The organism is Arthrobacter sp. JUb119, assembly GCF_024807995.1.
Classification (GTDB): domain Bacteria; phylum Actinomycetota; class Actinomycetes; order Actinomycetales; family Micrococcaceae; genus Glutamicibacter.
This window is the reverse complement of record NZ_JANUFE010000001.1, coordinates 434,365-451,048: the sequence shown is the minus strand read 5'-3', so window position 1 is coordinate 451,048 and position 16,684 is coordinate 434,365. Positions and strand designations below refer to the sequence as shown.

General features: G+C 58.7%; 14 protein-coding genes. 7 read left to right on the top strand and 7 right to left on the bottom strand.

The genetic code is table 11. From position 1 onward, the window contains the following. Positions 1–133 precede the first annotated feature (133 nt). A complete protein-coding gene (locus M2368_RS02165) occupies positions 134–313 on the bottom strand; it encodes a hypothetical protein (protein ID WP_498724192.1) in 180 nt (59 codons plus the stop codon). Between M2368_RS02165 and M2368_RS02160 the strand changes: the two genes are divergently transcribed. Beyond that, positions 236–964 carry a M56 family metallopeptidase gene (locus M2368_RS02160; RefSeq protein ID WP_332727150.1) on the top strand — a complete coding sequence of 243 codons (729 nt, stop codon included), beginning with the start codon at positions 236–238 and terminating at the stop codon, positions 962–964. The two genes, M2368_RS02165 and M2368_RS02160, sit on opposite strands and share 78 nt — an antisense overlap. 70 nt (positions 965–1,034) lie before the next feature. Here M2368_RS02160 and M2368_RS02155 read toward each other — a convergent pair whose 3' ends face one another. Then, on the bottom strand, positions 1,035–3,143 hold the full coding sequence (locus M2368_RS02155; RefSeq protein WP_105656859.1) for a DNA gyrase/topoisomerase IV subunit B: 2,109 nt from the start codon (positions 3,141–3,143) through the stop codon (positions 1,035–1,037). Positions 3,144–3,364: 221 nt separating this feature from the next. On the opposite strand from M2368_RS02155, the gene M2368_RS02150 reads away from it, so the two are divergent. Further along, entirely contained in the window at positions 3,365–3,589 is a 225-nt protein-coding gene (locus tag M2368_RS02150; protein WP_105656767.1) for a DUF7455 domain-containing protein, read from the top strand. A 126-nt stretch (positions 3,590–3,715) separates the two neighbouring features. On the opposite strand, the gene M2368_RS02145 is transcribed toward M2368_RS02150, so the two are convergent. The 4 genes from M2368_RS02145 to M2368_RS02130 form a co-directional block, all read right to left on the bottom strand. Continuing rightward, positions 3,716–4,927: an RNA polymerase sigma factor gene (locus M2368_RS02145; RefSeq protein WP_105656768.1), complete on the bottom strand. Its 1,212-nt coding sequence runs from the start codon at positions 4,925–4,927 to the stop codon at positions 3,716–3,718. A gap of 254 nt (positions 4,928–5,181) precedes the next feature. Further along, positions 5,182–6,285 (bottom strand): DUF4192 family protein, encoded by a 1,104-nt coding sequence (locus M2368_RS02140; RefSeq protein WP_498723964.1) that lies wholly within the window; start codon positions 6,283–6,285, stop codon positions 5,182–5,184. Between the two features lie 85 nt (positions 6,286–6,370). Further along, positions 6,371–7,633 carry an MFS transporter gene (locus M2368_RS02135; RefSeq protein ID WP_498723963.1) on the bottom strand — a complete coding sequence of 421 codons (1,263 nt, stop codon included), beginning with the start codon at positions 7,631–7,633 and terminating at the stop codon, positions 6,371–6,373. Then, complete coding sequence (locus M2368_RS02130) at positions 7,630–8,592, bottom strand: proteasome assembly chaperone family protein (protein ID WP_332485992.1); 963 nt, start codon at positions 8,590–8,592, stop codon at positions 7,630–7,632. The genes M2368_RS02135 and M2368_RS02130 overlap by 4 nt, the downstream gene beginning before the upstream one ends. Before the next feature lie 254 nt (positions 8,593–8,846). On the opposite strand from M2368_RS02130, the gene M2368_RS02125 reads away from it, so the two are divergent. From M2368_RS02125 to M2368_RS02110, 4 genes are all read left to right on the top strand, one after another. Further along, on the top strand, positions 8,847–10,361 hold the full coding sequence (locus M2368_RS02125) for a leucyl aminopeptidase (RefSeq protein ID WP_105656772.1): 1,515 nt from the start codon (positions 8,847–8,849) through the stop codon (positions 10,359–10,361). Positions 10,362–10,644: 283 nt separating this feature from the next. Next, positions 10,645–12,024 carry a dihydrolipoyl dehydrogenase gene (gene lpdA / locus M2368_RS02120; protein ID WP_105656773.1) on the top strand — a complete coding sequence of 460 codons (1,380 nt, stop codon included), beginning with the start codon at positions 10,645–10,647 and terminating at the stop codon, positions 12,022–12,024. Positions 12,025–12,141: 117 nt separating this feature from the next. Continuing rightward, a complete protein-coding gene (sucB, locus tag M2368_RS02115; protein ID WP_402741161.1) occupies positions 12,142–13,860 on the top strand; it encodes a 2-oxoglutarate dehydrogenase, E2 component, dihydrolipoamide succinyltransferase in 1,719 nt (572 codons plus the stop codon). Positions 13,861–13,971: 111 nt separating this feature from the next. After that, positions 13,972–14,322, top strand: a complete 351-nt coding sequence (locus M2368_RS02110; RefSeq protein ID WP_105656775.1) for a hypothetical protein — start codon at positions 13,972–13,974, stop codon at positions 14,320–14,322. A gap of 78 nt (positions 14,323–14,400) precedes the next feature. On the opposite strand, the gene M2368_RS02105 is transcribed toward M2368_RS02110, so the two are convergent. After that, positions 14,401–15,999 (bottom strand): serine/threonine-protein kinase, encoded by a 1,599-nt coding sequence (locus tag M2368_RS02105; RefSeq protein ID WP_498723962.1) that lies wholly within the window; start codon positions 15,997–15,999, stop codon positions 14,401–14,403. On the opposite strand from M2368_RS02105, the gene lipB reads away from it, so the two are divergent. Beyond that, positions 15,991–16,665 carry a lipoyl(octanoyl) transferase LipB gene (gene lipB, locus M2368_RS02100; protein ID WP_286134117.1) on the top strand — a complete coding sequence of 225 codons (675 nt, stop codon included), beginning with the start codon at positions 15,991–15,993 and terminating at the stop codon, positions 16,663–16,665. The genes M2368_RS02105 and lipB overlap by 9 nt on opposite strands. The last annotated feature ends 19 nt before the right edge of the window (positions 16,666–16,684 follow it).

The window sequence follows — 16,684 nt, the reverse complement described above, 5'->3', positions numbered from 1 at the left end:
AGTGCTTCTCACCTCATATTTCCTAGCGGCGTTGGCTATCGCATTGGCGTGGCCGACGCCGTTGGCTTTATCCAAGGCTAAATGGACCGCCCGCTCACCAGTGCAAGCGGTACTCCTTTGGCAAGCCATCGCATTAGGCGGTGGACTTTCCATGATCGGCTCGATGCTTGTTTGTGGCTTGGCCCCATTGGGCGATGACCTCATCTCCGCGCTTCATGGCGGCTGGCTCCTGATAATGGGAGATCCCAGTGTGCCCGACCCCGGCGAAGTGCACCTGTTCGCCTTGAGCGCAGCACTGCTCTTCGGATTTCACCTGGTATTAACCCTCATACGAGCGGCTTGGCGCATCTCTCGCCAACGAGCCAAGCACCGGCATCTGCTGCGCCTCTTGAGCAACCCGTCCCAGACGCGGCCAAATACCCTAGTGATTGATCACGACATGCCTGTTGCATATTGCGTGCCGGGGATTTCGCAATCGGTGACCGTGCTATCGCGCGGATTGCTCACCCAGCTCTCTGCCGAAGAGCAACAGGCGGTTATTGCCCATGAACGCTCCCATTTGGATCAACGGCATGATCTGCTGATCCTGGCATTCACGGCGTGGCACGAAGCGTTGCCTTGGCTACCGACTTCACGCCTTGCCCTCGACGCAGTGCGCCAACTGATAGAAATGCTCGCCGACGACAAAGCACTGGAAAAGGTCAATAGGCACACTTTGCTCAAAGCCATTGTCACTGTCGCCACCGCCGCAGCAATGGATGATTCGTCGTCAAAGAATCATTCGTCCAGTGCCGGCCTAGTTGGCATGCCAGATGGTGAAGTCTCCTCCCGCCGGCTGCAACGCTTGCTCTCCCCGCAGGATCCGCTGGGCCGCCCGCAGCGCGCACTAGTGCTCCTGAGCACCATCATGTTGCTGATCTGCCCGACAGTCCTGCTCATCGCACCGCGGTTGCTGGACTGGTAGCACTCTCTTGGCGCAAACAGCGAAGTCCCTGGACCCCGTTAGGGCCAGGGACTTCGCCGTTTGCATTGCTCTAGACGTCGATACGATCTCGTTCAAGATCGTCGGCGCCGTCGATAATGAACTTCTTGCGAGGCGCTACGTCGGAGCCCATCAGCAGATCAAAGACCTCCTCGGCTGCCTGCGCATGCTCGATGCCGACACGGCGCAGCATACGATGACGCAGGTCCATGGTGGTTTCAGCCAGCTGGTCCGCGTCCATTTCGCCTAGGCCCTTATAGCGCTGGATCGGCTCCTTGTAGCGTCGGCCTTCCTTCTCCAAGTTGGCCAGCAGCTTGGTCATTTCCGCCTCAGAGTAGGTGTAGATAACCTCATTCTGCTTCGACCCCGGATTGATCACCTCAATGCGGTGCAGCGGCGGAACCGCTGCATAGACGCGACCGTGCTCGATCATGGGACGCATGTAGCGATAGAACAACGTCAACAGCAATGTCCGAATGTGCGCACCGTCAACATCAGCATCAGTCATCAAGATGATCTTGCCGTATCGGGCTTGCTCAATGTCGAAGCTGCGCCCCGAACCGGCCCCAATCACCTGGATCATCGCTGCGCACTCCGCGTTCGAGAGCATGTCCGAAATCGAGGCTTTTTGCACGTTGAGGATCTTGCCTCGAATTGGCAGCAGCGCCTGGTACTCGCTGGAGCGCGCGAGACGGGCAGTGCCCAATGCGCTGTCGCCCTCGACGATGAACAGTTCAGACTTTCCAACTTCCTTGCTGCGGCAATCGAGCAGTTTGGTTGGCAGCGAAGAAGACTCCAAAGCGGTCTTGCGACGCTGGGTTTCCTTGTGCATACGTGCCGACACGCGAGATTTCATCTCGTTGACGACCTTCTCCAGCAGCGTGGACGCTTCAGCCTTCTCGTTGCGCTTATTGGATCCCAGTCGGTCGTTGAGTGCCTTCTCCAGCACCTTGGAAACAATCTGGCGCACCTGCGGTGTACCCAAAATTTCCTTGGTCTGCCCTTCGAACTGCGGCTCTGCCAGTCGGACGGTCAGCACGGCAGTCATGCCCGCCAGCACGTCGTCCTTCTCCAGCTTGTCCTTCTGGCCGAACTTGAGCTTCCGCGCATTGGCCTCCACATTCTTGCGGAAGGACTTGAGCATGGCCTGTTCGAAGCCGGCAGTATGCGTACCGCCCTTGGGGGTCGCAATGATATTCACGAAGCTGCGCAGCGAGGTTTCGTAGCCGATTCCCCAACGCACCGCGACGTCAACTTCGCAGACACGCTGCACATCTTCAATATGGCTGCGACCACTGCCATCGATGACCGGAACCTTTTCATGGAACGATCCGCTGCCATGGAAACGCCAGATGTCCGTGACCGGCGAGTCGCTGCTCAGATAGTCGACGAACTCGCTGATGCCGCCATCATGCTGGAACACTTCCTCATGAGGCCCGTCCGCACCCGGGGTATCCGGTAATCCACGTTCATCGCGCAGGGTGATGCGCAACCCAGGAACCAAGAAGGAGGTCTGGCGCGCTCGATCCTGCAAATCCTTATAGGAGAACTTCGCATCCGGGGTGAAGATATGGTTATCCGCCCAGTAGCGAATGCGCGTTCCAGTCACGCCCCGCTTGGCTTTGCCGATAACGCCCGGAGCCGTCGCCGTCTCATGAGCCTTGAAAGAAGCGTCCGCTTTCTTGCGGCCCTTATCGGTAAATTTGCCTGGCTCTCCACGACGGAACTGCAGGCCGTAGGTCTTGCCGCCGCGGTCAACTTCGACGTCCAAACGGGCCGACAAGGCGTTGACGACCGAGGCGCCCACGCCGTGCAGACCGCCCGAAGCACTGTAGGAGCCGCCACCGAACTTGCCGCCGGCGTGCAGCTTGGTGAAGACAACTTCCAAACCGCTCAAGCCTGTCTTGGGTTCAACATCGACAGGAATGCCGCGGCCGTCATCCTGGACTTCAACGGAGCCGTCAGAGTGCAAGATGACGTCAATTGCCTGGCCGAAACCGCCCAGCGCTTCGTCAACTGAGTTATCGATGATCTCCCAGAGGCAATGCATCAAGCCACGGGAGTCGGTGGAGCCGATGTACATGCCTGGGCGCTTACGAACCGCTTCCAGGCCTTCCAAGACCGAAAGGTGCCGGGCGCTGTAATTGTCGGATGAAGCCACTGAGCTGTTGTCTCCTACTTGCATGAGAAAGTACGTCTTATTCCATATTCTAATCGTTAATGTGTTCGAATACCCGCTATTTTCCGGTGCTGCCCAGCACGCCGGTCTCCTATGACCTTATCCACATGCGCTACGCGGTGAGCGAAAGAACAGGCAAATCGGGATAAAGTCGGAGCCCAAGCTGGTTGTATAGAGTAACCATCAACTTTAGGAGGCTGGCAATGACTACTACGACCGCTAGTCGTGAACTGAACGCCCTCGACCGGTGCGACCGCTGCGGCGCACAGGCCTACGTGCGAGCCGTGCTGGCTTCGACAGGCGGTGAGTTGCTCTTCTGCGCTCACCATGCCCGCGATGTAGAACCGAAACTGCGTCCGCAGACTTCGGTCTGGCAGGATGAGTCCTCGCGACTCTATGAAAAGCCCAAGGTGGACGCCAACGACTAAACTCGTTGCCAGCCACTAATTCGAGAAGGTGACCCAATTCTGGGTCACCTTCTTCTTGCATTAACGGCAAATAAAAAATGTGGCCAGCAGTTCAATGAATGAACTACTGGCCACATCCTCAGATTCTTAGTCTAGGTAATCGCGCAGTACCTGGGAACGCGATGGGTGACGAAGCTTGGACATCGTCTTGGACTCGATCTGGCGAATGCGTTCACGAGTCACACCGTAGACCTTGCCGATTTCATCCAAGGTCTTAGGCTGGCCATCGGTCAGGCCGAAGCGCATGGCCACCACGCCTGCTTCACGCTCTGAGAGCGTGTCGAGCACCGAGTGGAGCTGCTCCTGCAACAAGGTGAACGAAACTGCATCGGCTGGGACTACTGCTTCCGAGTCTTCAATGAGGTCACCGAATTCGGAGTCGCCGTCTTCACCCAATGGGGTGTGCAAGGAAATTGGTTCGCGACCATACTTCTGGACTTCGACAACCTTTTCAGGGGTCATGTCCAATTCCTTGGCCAGCTCTTCTGGGGTTGGTTCGCGGCCCAGGTCCTGGAGCATCTGGCGCTGGACACGTGCCAGCTTGTTGATGACTTCAACCATGTGCACTGGAATACGAATGGTACGTGCCTGGTCAGCCATGGCACGGGTAATTGCCTGGCGGATCCACCAGGTGGCGTAGGTCGAGAACTTGAAGCCCTTGGTGTAGTCGAATTTCTCCACTGCACGGATCAGGCCAAGGTTGCCTTCCTGGATCAGGTCCAGGAACAGCATGCCGCGGCCGGTGTAGCGCTTGGCCAGCGAAACTACGAGGCGAAGGTTGGCTTCCAGCAAGTGGTTCTTGGCGATCTTGCCGTCGTGGATGATCTGCTCATAGTCCCAGCGCAAGCGCTGGTCCATCGAGCCGTCGTCCTTTTCCAACTTGTCAGTTGCGAACAGGCCCGCTTCGATGCGCAGAGCCAAGTCAACTTCCTGCTCAGCGTTCAGCAGCGCGACCTTGCCGATCTGCTTCAGGTAATCCTTGACTGGGTCAGCGGTCGCTCCAGCGACCATGACCTGCTGCTGTGGAGCATCATCGTCACCGGTTGAAAGGGTGAAGCCCTTCGAATCATCGTCAGACTTCGAGTCCTTCGAATCGGTGCCTTGCTCAACATCGTCATCGGCGTCAGCCGACGCTCCGGTTGATTCGTCTTGCACTGCAGTTTCAGCAGCGACCTTTTTAGTCCGAGGCTTGGCCTTGGTAGCGCGCTTCTTCGCTGCAGGGGCGGCTGCCTCGACCTCGGCCGCTTCAACCTCGGCCTCAGTTGCTTTGCGATTAGCGTTCGTCTCAGAAGATGACACGAATAACCTTTCTAACGATGCGTTCCGGATGCACCTGCCGGTAACACCACTATGACCCTGTCAAGTCCGATGGCGTTTAATCATTGACTAAACACCGAGGGCTGGCACATTGATATCAACGCATCAAGCCCGCCTAATGTTCCCGAAATCCGGAGATTTCAAGACATAGGCAATTCGAACCTAACCGGGTCTGTTGTCCCATTATCCATGAATTGCCACCAGGACACCACTTGAGACACTCCGGCTGTTGCTGCTCAACTGAAACTAGCACGCCATGCCCGCAATTGGTCGGTCGCCCATTCTGGCATGATTCCATGGGACATCAGCTTTTGCAGCAGCCTGGCCAGCTCGTAATTCGGGTTTTCCTCGACCGCTCGCCCCAACAGGCACAACGCCATGGATCCCCTGCCTCGCGCCCACTCGATCCACGCAAGAATGCACAGCAGGGCGTGCCGCGCGTTGCCTTCAGCAACGCCGAGCAGGTCTCTGGCGACCAGCCACAACCGGTCAATCCTCTGCCAGTCCGGAGCATGCCAACCACGTCCCAGCAAATAGTTGGTCAACGGCGCGGCGGCAGCTTCGCGATCCCCGCGCATCACGCCGAACAGCACATCCAGTGATGCTTCAAGTCCTTGACCAGCCAGGTACGGAAGAAGGTCACGCACGATTTTCACTTCCAAGGAACCCAGTAGCAATGCGGCATGCTCATGCTCATCGTGAATCCAGGCCCGGGCTTCTGGCTCAGCCAGATCCATGGTCTGCAGCCACGCTTCCAAGCAGTTGACGACGTTGTGCTGCTGATTCGAGATGATCTTCAGGATCTCAGCAGCCTGCGGCCATTGCGGGATTCCGCTACCGTCCCATGGAATATCCAACGGAGCCGACCCGGCGAAGACCAACGACAAATGCGTTTCGTTCGTTTCCACCGGGCGCACGGGCGTCGGCTCTGCGTAATCATCGGTCGCGTAGTTCCAGACCACACGATCCTGCCGGCACCAGCTGTGACGCAGCAAGACCTTTTTGCTTGTCAGCCCCTGCTCTAGCTGCGCGACCAGATCCGCGTAGGGAATACCGGAGCCGGCCGACGTTCCTTCGGGCGCATAGACCACCAGAACCACCCCTTGGATATGGGGCATTCGTTCTAGCAGACTCAGCAGCTGCGCGGTCCACGTCCCAAGCTCTGCAGCCGTGTTTTCCTCGGGCAGATCAACTCGCAAGGTCGCTTCCAGATGGTCCTCGTCTATCAGCATCAGCACGGCCGAATTCTGAGGATAGAAACCTAGGGCATGGGGCACATACGCCAAGATGTCCTCGCAACTGGACAGCGAGAGAGGGTGGCGTTCCGGTGTAGTTGTCATGGCTCCACGGTGCAACGCTGCGCTTGGCGCATGAGGTCAGAGGCTGCGAGCTGTGGAGAACCTTTCGGATCGCCCCGGTGCGGGCTTACTGCTCGGCGAGGAAGCGGCGTGCCTTGCGGCGTTCAACGACCATGAACACCATACCGAGCAATGCCATGGCGAACTGGACTGACAGGGCCACGCGGAAGGCCTGAAGATTGTAGAGCTCGCCCACCGAGCCGTTGGCCTTATACAGCATGTCCATGATGAATCCGATGGCGTAGATCGTGACAAAGGCACCTATGAACCCGCCGGTGTTCACCAGGCCGGTGGCCGTTCCCAGCACCTGCGGCGGGTTGAACGTTCGGGCGAAGTCGAAGCCGATTACGGAGGCCGGGCCACCGGCGGCAATGGCGATCATCAATAGCACCAGAATCCATAGCGGGGCCTGCCCTGGCCAGAATAGGACGACTGCCCACATCACCAGGATTGAGCCGACAATGCCCAGGGCAAAGTTGGAACGCTGGCTGGCATGGCGCGAGGTCAGGGCGCCGAGGATCGGTCCCACCACGATGGAAACGACAACGAACACCGCCATCAAGCCCGATGCCAGCGCACCGTCTATGCCTTGGCCTTCGACAAGGAAAGGATAGCCCCAGGTCATCATGAAGGTGTTGATCATGAATGCCGTGGAGAAGTGGGTCCAGAACCCCAAACGGGTTCCTGGCTGTTTCCAGGCCCGGGCGATCCGCGAGCCGGTCTCCTGCTCCCCCTGGCCGGACCCTTCCCAGGTCCTGCCATTGCGCACGAAAGCGATCGTGGTGATGAAGGTGGCAAAAGCGAAACCGGACATGACCGAGAACGCCGAGGACCAGCCGACGCCCAGCAAGATCATATGGAAAGGAAAGAGGCTGATGAGCTGGCCGAGCTGGCCGAAGGTACCGGTGAGCTGGGTCAGCACCGGGATTCGCGAGCCGGAGAACCATAGGGGCAACAGCTTGAGCACCGATACGAAGACCATCGCATCGCCCATGCCAACCATGACGCGCCCGGCCAACCCCATGGGGACGTTGACTGAAATCGCAAGGAACGCTTGACCTGCGGCCATCAGCAGGGCGCCGCAGGTAATCAGGATGCGCGGACCGAATTTATCCAGCAGCAGCCCTACGGGCACCTGCGCGCCGGCATAGACAACCAGCTGCACGACGGAGAAGGTCGCCAAAATCTGCGCGCTGGCATCAAATCGTTCGGTGGCTTGGATGCCAGCGACGCCGAAGCTGGTGCGCTGCGAAATTGCAGAAATGTAGGCAAGAATTGCGAAGCCGAAGACAACCCACGACTTTGGTGAATTCAGATGGGCCTGGCTCACTGGTCGTGATCACCTGGCAACGGTTCGATGTGACCGTTTTTCAACCAATCTTCAGTGTTCTCAATGGCCGCAAGGAAATGCTCGGCGCTGGCGCCCAATTCCTCGGCATCCGCCATCTGCTCGTCTTCATCCAGCAACAGCGAGCGCGGTTCATGCTCTTTGGCATGCGCATCGAACCGTTCTTCGAATCCGTCGACCATTTGGCGAACATCGCTATTGGTTTCAAGCTGTTCGGCTAGCTGCTGGTCGACCAGTCGACCTGCCTCACGCAGCTTGTCCGTTGGCAAAGCCAGCTTCAGTGCCGCTCCTACGTATTCCAGCGTCGCAACGGCAACGGCCGGGTACTCGGATTCGGCGAGGTAGTGCGGGGTGTGCAGGGAGTATCCCACGACATCACGGCCAGCTTCGCTCAGGCGAATTTCGAGCAGCGAGGCCAGACCTGCTGGCGATTCCACCGTAGGGCTCCACGTCGAGATGTTCTCGATCAGATCCTTGCGGTTTCCATGTGCGGTAACGCCTACCGGGCGGGTATGCGGCACCGGCATCGGCAACGATGCGGTCCCCACAACCAGCGATACGTTGAAGGCTTCAATGAAGGAATGCAGTTCCGCGATCACGCGTTCCCACTTCAAGTCGGGTTCTACACCGGTGAGGAACCAGAACTTGCGGTCCATCTCATCGGTCATCAGGTAGATCTCCATGCGTGGAGCCTGGTATCCAGCGAAGTGGTCACCCAGGAAAGAGACCCGCGGGCGCTGGGAGGTGTAGGCGATCAGCTCATCGGCGTCGAAAGTGGCGAAGAGCTCCGAGTCGAGGCGTCCGAAAAGCTCGTTGGAGACCTGCGAATGGTTATGCCCGGCATCGCTGATGCTCTTCAGCGAGACGAACATGCCAAGACCTTGAAGGCGCGAGTCATCCAAGTCGTCTGCGACCAGCGTCATCAACGATTCCTTGGACATTTTCTCCTCATTCAGGGTCGGCATCCGGCAAAGCGGGAGCGGCAACCATCGGCTGGGACTGCACCTCAAGTACAGATCAATGGTCCATCTTATCGCTACTTGGCTTTCGCTCGCTGTGAAGTAACGCACGATGACGCGGAACCTCGGATAACCTTGGGGTAGGAGACGCACAGCCCGCCGGCATGACCTGTTCCGGAAAACCACAGGGGCTGTCGCGACCTTAGACCCTACAAAGGCATAGAAGGAATGATTTTGTGATCAACTCCAGTGATCTCACTTTGAGCGCCATTGGCGCCGACATCAAGCGCAAGAGCGCTGACACCCTCATCCTGGGTGTACTCAAGAACGGCGAAAAGGTGTCCATCGCGGCATCCCCATTCACCGCCGAAACCACCACTTCCCTGGAGCAGTCGCTTTCAGCTTTGGGCGTTGCCGGGAAGGCCGACGAAATCACCGCGCTGCCAGGCGTAGACGGTGCCAAGACCAAGACCTTGCAGTTCATCGGCCTGGGCGTTGACGAGCTAGCTGATCTGACCGAGGAGAAGCTGCGCCGTGCCGCCGGTTCGGCTGCCCGCCAGCTGAGCAACGCCAAGAGCGCCATTTTCGCCCTGCCTGCTGACAGCGTGGAGCGCGTGGCCGCCATCGCAGAAGGCATCGCGCTGGGCAGCTACCGCTACGAGAACCACCGTTCGAAGAAGAGCGAGAAGCCGGTACTGGCCGAAGCCCAGATCGTCACCTCGGTAGCGACGTCCAAGGACCTGCCAGCAGTACTCAAGCGCGCTGCCATCCTGGGCCGCGCAGTACGGGGCACCCGCGATCTGATCAACGCCCCAGCCAACGTGCTGTACCCGGAGTCCTTCGCCGCAGCAGTGAAGGACCACTCCAAGTCCCTGCCGCTGAAGGTCACCATTTTCGACGAGAAGCGCCTTGCCAAGGACGGCTTCGGCGGCCTGATCGGTGTTGGCGGCGGTTCGGTTCGCCAGCCGCGCATGGTCAAGATCGAATACGCGCCGTCGAAGGCCGCCAAGCACATCGCCTTGATCGGCAAGGGCATTACCTTCGACACCGGTGGCACCTCGCTGAAGCCTGCTGCCGGCATGCACGCCATGAAGTCCGACATGTCCGGTGCCGCCGCGGTTTTCCAGACCGTTGCCGCAGTCGCCGAGCTTGGCCTGAATGTCAAGGTCACTGCCTGGCTGTGCCTGGCAGAAAACATGCCTGGCGGCGCCTCGACCCGTCCGGGCGATGTGCTGACCATGTTCGGCGGCAAGACCGTTGAAGTGCTCAATACCGACGCCGAAGGCCGCTTGGTCATGGCCGATGGCCTGGCAGCTGCCAGCTTGGAGAAGCCGGATGTCATGATCGACATCGCTACGCTGACCGGCGCCCAGATGCTGGCCCTGGGCCTGCGCACCGCAGGTGTCATGGGCGACAAGCAGGTCGCCAGCGACTTGGTTGCCGTCTCGGACAAGGTGGGCGAATTGGCTTGGGCCATGCCGCTTCCGGAGGAGCTGCGCCCGTCCATCGAGTCGCAGGTTGCCGATCTGGCGAACATCGGTGAGCGCATGGGCGGCATGATGACTGCCGCCGTGTTCCTCGAAGAGTTCGTCGGTGAAGTGGACGGCAAGAAGATCCCTTGGGCCCACATCGACTTCGCTGGTCCTGCGTTCAACGAAGGCAGCGCCTGGGGCTACACTCCGAAGAACGGCACCGGCTCCCAGGTACGCACCCTGGTTGCCTACGCAGAGCAGCTCGCTGCAGCAAACTAGCCGCAGCAACGCAGGACTAATGGCAGTTCCTGTGTCCTGGAACTCATCCCGGTATCGCCAGAACTATCTGCACGATGCCGGGATGAGTTTAAAAATAAGAGACATACCTGACTTTTAATGCCCCGAAGGTGACTGCAACCATTGGACGGTACTAAGGTAAGTTTTGAAACATCACCGTGGATTAATGGTGCGCGCCCGCATGTGTCACGCTCCAGGAAGTCCACACCCGATCCCCTGGTCGGCCTAAGCCGGCCTCACTAAGCGAATACGAGGGAGCGTTCACGTGGCCGATTCGGCAGCAACGCAAGAATTTGATGTCCTCATCCTCGGCGGCGGATCCGCTGGATACTCGGCAGCATTGCGCGCCATCCAGCTGGGCTACACCGTTGGATTGATCGAGAAGGAAAAGCTGGGCGGCACCTGCCTGCACACCGGCTGCATCCCAACCAAGGCTTACCTGCACGCAGCAGAGCTGGCCGAGAACGCTCGCGAGGGTGCCAAGTTCGGCATCAACTCCTCGCTGGAGTCGATCGACCTGGCTGGCGTGCGCAAGTACAAGGAAGACATTGTTGCTGGAAAGCACAAGGGTCTCCAGGGCTTGCTGAAGATGAAGAAGGTCAACGTTATCACCGGTAACGGCCGACTGGTCTCCCAGGATTCCATCGATGTTGATGGCACCGTCTACAAGGGCAAGTACATCATCCTGGCTACCGGCTCCACCTCCAAGACCATGGGTCTGGAAATCGGCGGCCGCGTACTGACCAGCACCGAAGCACTGAACATGGAAGACCTGCCAAAGAGCGCCATCGTGCTCGGCGGCGGCGTCATCGGTGTCGAGTTCGCTTCCGTATGGAAGTCTTTCGGCGTCGACGTCACCATCGTCGAGGGCCTGCCTTCGCTGGTTCCGAACGAGGACCCAGCCATCATCAAGAACCTGGAGCGCGCTTTCAAGAAGCGCGGCATCAAGTTCAACACCGGCGTCTTCTTCGAGAAGGTCGAGCAGGATGCTAACGGTGCCAAGGTCTCCCTGGCTGACGGCAAGGTCCTGGAAGCAGAGATCGTTCTGGTTGCAGTGGGTCGCGGTCCGGTAACCGAGGGCCTCGGCTTCGAAGAGCAGGGCATCACCATTGACCGCGGCTTCGTGATCACCGATGAGCGCCTGCACACCGGCGTTGGCAACATCTACGCAATCGGCGACATCGTTCCAGGCGTACAGCTTGCACACCGCGGTTACCAGCATGGCCGCTTCGTAGCCGAGGAAATCCACGGCATGAAGCCAACCATCGTCGAGGACATCAACATCCCGAAGGTGACTTTCTGCGAGCCAGAGATCGCTTCCGTGGGCTACTCCGAGCCGAAGGCCAAGGAGAAGTTCGGTGCCGACCAGATTGAAACCACCGAGTACAACTTGGCTGGCAATGGCAAGTCCTCGATCCTGGGCACCAGCGGCATCATCAAGATGGTTCGCGTCAAGAACGGCCCAATCGTTGGCGTTCACGGCATCGGCGGCCGCATTGGCGAGCAGATCGGTGAAGCCCAGCTGATCGTGAACTGGGAAGCTTACCCAGAGGACGTATCGCAGCTGATCCACGCACACCCAACCCAGAACGAGTCCCTGGGCGAAGCCGCAATGGCTTTGGCCGGCGCCCCGCTGCACGGTTAATCACGCTTTGGTCATACAGGCAGCGCGTTAGTTCAACGCGCTGCCTGTATGCACTAGGCTCGGAGGCAACGCCTCCCACCACTTTTCAAGCTTTATAAAACAAGGAGATACGGGACGATGTCTGAAACCGTAAACCTACCCGCACTGGGTGAAAGCGTTACCGAAGGTACGGTAACCCGCTGGCTGAAGCAGGTCGGCGACCGTGTAGAGGTAGACGAGCCGTTGGTGGAAGTTTCCACCGACAAGGTTGACACTGAAGTTCCTTCGCCGGTTGCCGGCATCATCGAGGAAATCTTCGTAGCCGAAGACGAGGACGCTGAAGTTGGCGCCCCACTGGTTCGCATTGGCGATGGCTCCGGCGCTGGCGAAGCTGCACCAGCAGCTCCGGCTGCTGAAGAAGCACCTGCCGAACCAGCCGCTGAAGAAGCACCAGCAGCACCTGCAGCCGAAGAAGCTCCAGCAGCTGCACCAGCCGCCGGCGCTGCTTCAGGCACCGACGTGACCCTTCCAGCTCTGGGCGAGTCGGTTACCGAAGGTACCGTCACCCGCTGGCTGAAGGAAGTTGGCGAGGAAGTCTCCGTCGACGAGCCACTGCTTGAGGTTTCCACCGACAAGGTTGACACCGAAGTTCCTTCCCCCGTTGCAGGTACCCTGCTGGAAATTCGCGTTCCAGAAGATGAGACCGCTGAAGTTGGCGCTGTTCTGGCTGTTATCGGTGCAGCTGGCGCTGCTCCAGCTGCCGCCCCAGCCAAGGAAGAAGCACCTGCCGCTGCTCCGGCTCCTGCAAAGGAAGAGGCTCCGGCCGCTCCGGCTCCCGCTAAGGAAGAGGCACCTGCCGCTCCGGCCGCTCCCGCTCCTGCAAAGGAAGAGGCACCTGCCGCTGAGGCAACCAATGAGTCCGGCTACGTCACCCCACTGGTCCGCCGCTTGGCTAACCAGCACAGCATCGACATTGCTTCGGTGAAGGGTACCGGCGTTGGCGGTCGCATCCGCAAGCAGGATGTCTTGGACGCTGTTGCCGCCCAGGAAGCCGCTGCACCAGCTGCCGCCCCAGCTGCCGCCCCTGCCCCTGCCGCCGCGAAGCCAGCTGCTCCTGCAGTTGAGGTTTCCTCGCTGCGCGGCACCGAGGAGAAGGCTCCACGTATCCGCCAGGTCATCGCTCGCCGCATGCGCGAATCCCTGGACGTATCGACTCAGCTGACCCAGGTCCACGAGATCGATATGACCCGCATCGTGAAGCTGCGTGCTTCGGCAAAGGCCAACTTCAAGGCCACCAACGGCGTGAACCTCACTTACTTGCCATTCATCGCCAAGGCTGTTGCCGAGGGCCTGAAGGCACACCCTAAGTTGAACGCCGAGTACAACGAAGAGACCCAGAAGATCACTTACCACAATGCCGAGCACTTGGCATTCGCAGTCGACACCGACAAGGGCCTGCTGGTTCCTGTTGTATCGAACGCTGGCGATCTGAACCTGGCTGGCATGGCTTCGCGTATCGCTGATGTAGCTGCACGCACCCGCAGCAACAAGATCGGTCCGGATGAGCTCTCCGGTGGCACCTTCTCGATCACCAACATCGGTTCGGTTGGCGCACTGTTCGACACCCCGATCATCAACCAGCCACAGGTAGCCATCCTGGGCACCGGTGCGATCGTGAAGCGTCCAATGGTCGTTACCGACGCAGAGGGCAACGATTCGATTGCCATCCGCCACATGATGTACCTGTGCCTGACCTACGATCACCGTCTGGTAGACGGTGCCGATGCAGGCCGCTTCCTGCAGACCGTCAAGGCTCGCCTTGAAGGCGGCGCTTTCGAAGGCGAACTGGGACTGTAAAGATCCAGCTTTCGCTTTCGCAGCCTAGGTAGATAATCGCCCCTGTCGTTGGTTCGACAGGGGCGATTCTGCGTTTTCTACGATCAGTCGAAAATAGATTAGGCTAGTATCATGACTATTCTTCTTTCAATCCTGATTTTCGTGCATATCTTGGGTGCAGCAGCTATCTTCGGCGGCTGGCTTGCTAATTTCAAGACTCCAACCGTCTCCGTATGGCAGTGGTATGGCGCTATCGTTCAGGTCGTAACGGGTCTGGCCATGGTCGGTATTCTCGAGGCTGGCGACGGTTCGCCAAACCACATGAAGATTGGAATCAAGTCGCTGATTGCAATCATTATCTTGGTGGCAGCGTTCCTTGGCCGGAAGAAGATGAAGAACGGCGAGGAAGTTCCTACGGGGATCGCTCACGCCGTGGGTGGCATGGCCTTGATCAACATCGCCATCGCGGTACTCTGGAACTAATCAGCATTAGCATTGACGGCGGGAGCCGCAACCATCAGCTTGGAGCAAGCTGTGGTTGCACCTCCCGCCGTTTCGCTTTTAACGGCGCAATACCTTGCCAATTTTCCAGCGCTCGTCTTCCAGCACTAGTTCCACTTCGATGCGTTGCGGCTGCGCGGTCTGGACGGCGTGAACCGTGGCTCCGCGGGCATCCACGTAGCGGTATTCCTCTTGGGTAGAAGTGGCAGCAAGAATGACAGAGTCCCCCTGCCCACGCGCCGATACCGTGACGTCCGTGAGTCTCGTGCGCAATCCCGCAAATTCCAAACCCATTTTCCGAAGCTGATCGATTGTTTCGAGATCTCGTTGCAGCTGCTCCGCTCCTGAAGTGTAGAGCCCCTTGAGCTTCTCCCCCGCCAGCTGCCCCATCGCTTCATCGCGCTCTCTTGAAAGCGCGAGGAATGCAGAGATCACGGTGTCCCGATTCAAGGCACAAGCTGGAACGTGCGCCCCGTCTTCAATTCTGCAGCTTTGCTCTGCTGACGGTACTGCCGTAGCCGCAGTCGTTTCGGTGGCCACAGCCGCACGGAAATGATTGACGCCCACGAGGCTCCCGATAATAACCAAGGAGCCCAGTGCTGCGGCACCGGCCAATTTCACGGCCCCGGGGGTCCGGCGCAATCGATGGCTATGCCAGGAGTCATCGCGGCTGGGGCTTCGCTGCCTGCTTGCGGTATCGGCCTGGCGCTTGAAGCGCTTGTGCGCAGCATTCTGTTCCGCGGATGGATGGATGGTCTCCATCAGATGAGTAGCTTCTGGAGCTACATGCCCTTCCCAGCTGATGGGCTCTGCCGGACAGCTTGCGAACAACGTTCGAGCAAACTGATCTGCGGTCGGTCGTGCTTGCGGATCTGGATTCAGCGAATCGATCAACAGTTCATGAATGATCGAAGGGATTCCGGGGAACATCACGCTTGCCGGTGGACGCATCAGTTCCTCTTCGGGAATCCGTCCGGATAGGAGAAACCACAAGCAGGCGCCCAGCGAAAACACGTCCTGCTCTCCAACTTGGCTTTCCCGTACCCCGGCCTGCATTTCAGGGGCCATGAATCCTGGCGTACCGGAGCCGGTGAGCGCCTGCCGTGCTGAAGCTGATTCCTGGAAGTCAATGATCTTCGGCATTCCCTTGGCAGTGAGCAATATATTGGCCGGCGATAAGTCTCCATGGCGTTGGCCCTGCGCATGCATCACCGAAAGCGTCTGGGCGATGGGTGCCAGAGCGGTCACGCACTCCCCCAGGCCAAAGGCGCTTCGACTTGCCACAAGATCAGCCACGCTGCCACCGGGGCAATATTCCATAACCAGCCCCTCGCCCAATTGTGTCGACAGGGTTCCGTAGAAATCAACGACATATTTCCTTGACTGCGTTACCTGCTCTTGGCGAAGCGAAGTGATGTTTTCCATAGTCAGGCTAAGTTTTAGCGTGAGGTACAACTGGTCGCTTTCCCTCCGGATCAGCCAAACTTTACACGGTGACTTGGAACTTAGCGGCCTTACCGTGACATGCCCGGGGCTTGTCGGCCACGCTAGAACATTCGTAGAATCATCCATGACTCCGTTGTAACCCAGAATCGTAAATTGCAAGCTGGATATCCACAGATGGGTTCGACGGCTCTGAATTAGCGACCGATCGTTCAAGAGCGTAGGCTAGCCGTCATGGCGATCGAATTCGAACGAGTCGGACTAGGCTCAAAATTTGTGCCCTACATGGAAGCTTGGGATTACCAAATCCAACTGCATGATGCGGTAGCCGCGGACACGCAAACCCCAAAAGTCCTGTTCCTGGAGCACGAAGCGGTTTACACCGCAGGCAAGCGAACTGAACCTGAAGATCTCCCGATGGACGGGACCCCCGTGGTGGATGTGGATCGCGGTGGAAAGTTGACCTGGCATGGCCCGGGACAGCTCATTGGCTACCCCATCGTCAAGCTACGCAAGATCAGCGCAATCCGACTTTACGTGGAGACCTTGGAAGAAGCCCTGATTAACGTGGTCAGCGAGCTAGGCATTCCGACGGCCCAGATCAAGGGCCGCTCCGGGGTCTGGGTACCGGGCAAAGATGGCGCTCAGGACCGCAAAATCGCAGCCATTGGAATCCGCATCAACCACGGTGTCACCATGCACGGTTTCGCATTGAACTGCTCTAACGCGCTTTCCGCCTACGAACAGATCATCCCCTGCGGCATCTCCGATGCAGGTGTCACCACCATTTCCGAAGAACTCGGCCGTACCGTCACCCCCGAAGACGTCGTTGACCGCGTACAAACCGAAATAGAGCGTCTGCTCACCCCTCAAGTCGTCTAGACAGTCACGCCCTCACCAA

Excerpts from the sequence above, each read along its gene's own strand:
- M2368_RS02130 (WP_332485992.1), bottom strand. The coding sequence starts at position 8,592 with ATGTCCAAGGAATCGTTGATGACGCTGGTCGCAGACGACTTGGATGAC.
- M2368_RS02160 (WP_332727150.1), top strand. The coding sequence starts at position 236 with ATGGGAGATCCCAGTGTGCCCGACCCCGGCGAAGTGCACCTGTTCGCC.
- M2368_RS02110 (WP_105656775.1), top strand. The coding sequence starts at position 13,972 with ATGACTATTCTTCTTTCAATCCTGATTTTCGTGCATATCTTGGGTGCA.
- M2368_RS02150 (WP_105656767.1), top strand. The coding sequence starts at position 3,365 with ATGACTACTACGACCGCTAGTCGTGAACTGAACGCCCTCGACCGGTGC.
- sucB (WP_402741161.1), top strand. The coding sequence starts at position 12,142 with ATGTCTGAAACCGTAAACCTACCCGCACTGGGTGAAAGCGTTACCGAA.
- M2368_RS02140 (WP_498723964.1), bottom strand. The coding sequence starts at position 6,285 with ATGACAACTACACCGGAACGCCACCCTCTCTCGCTGTCCAGTTGCGAG.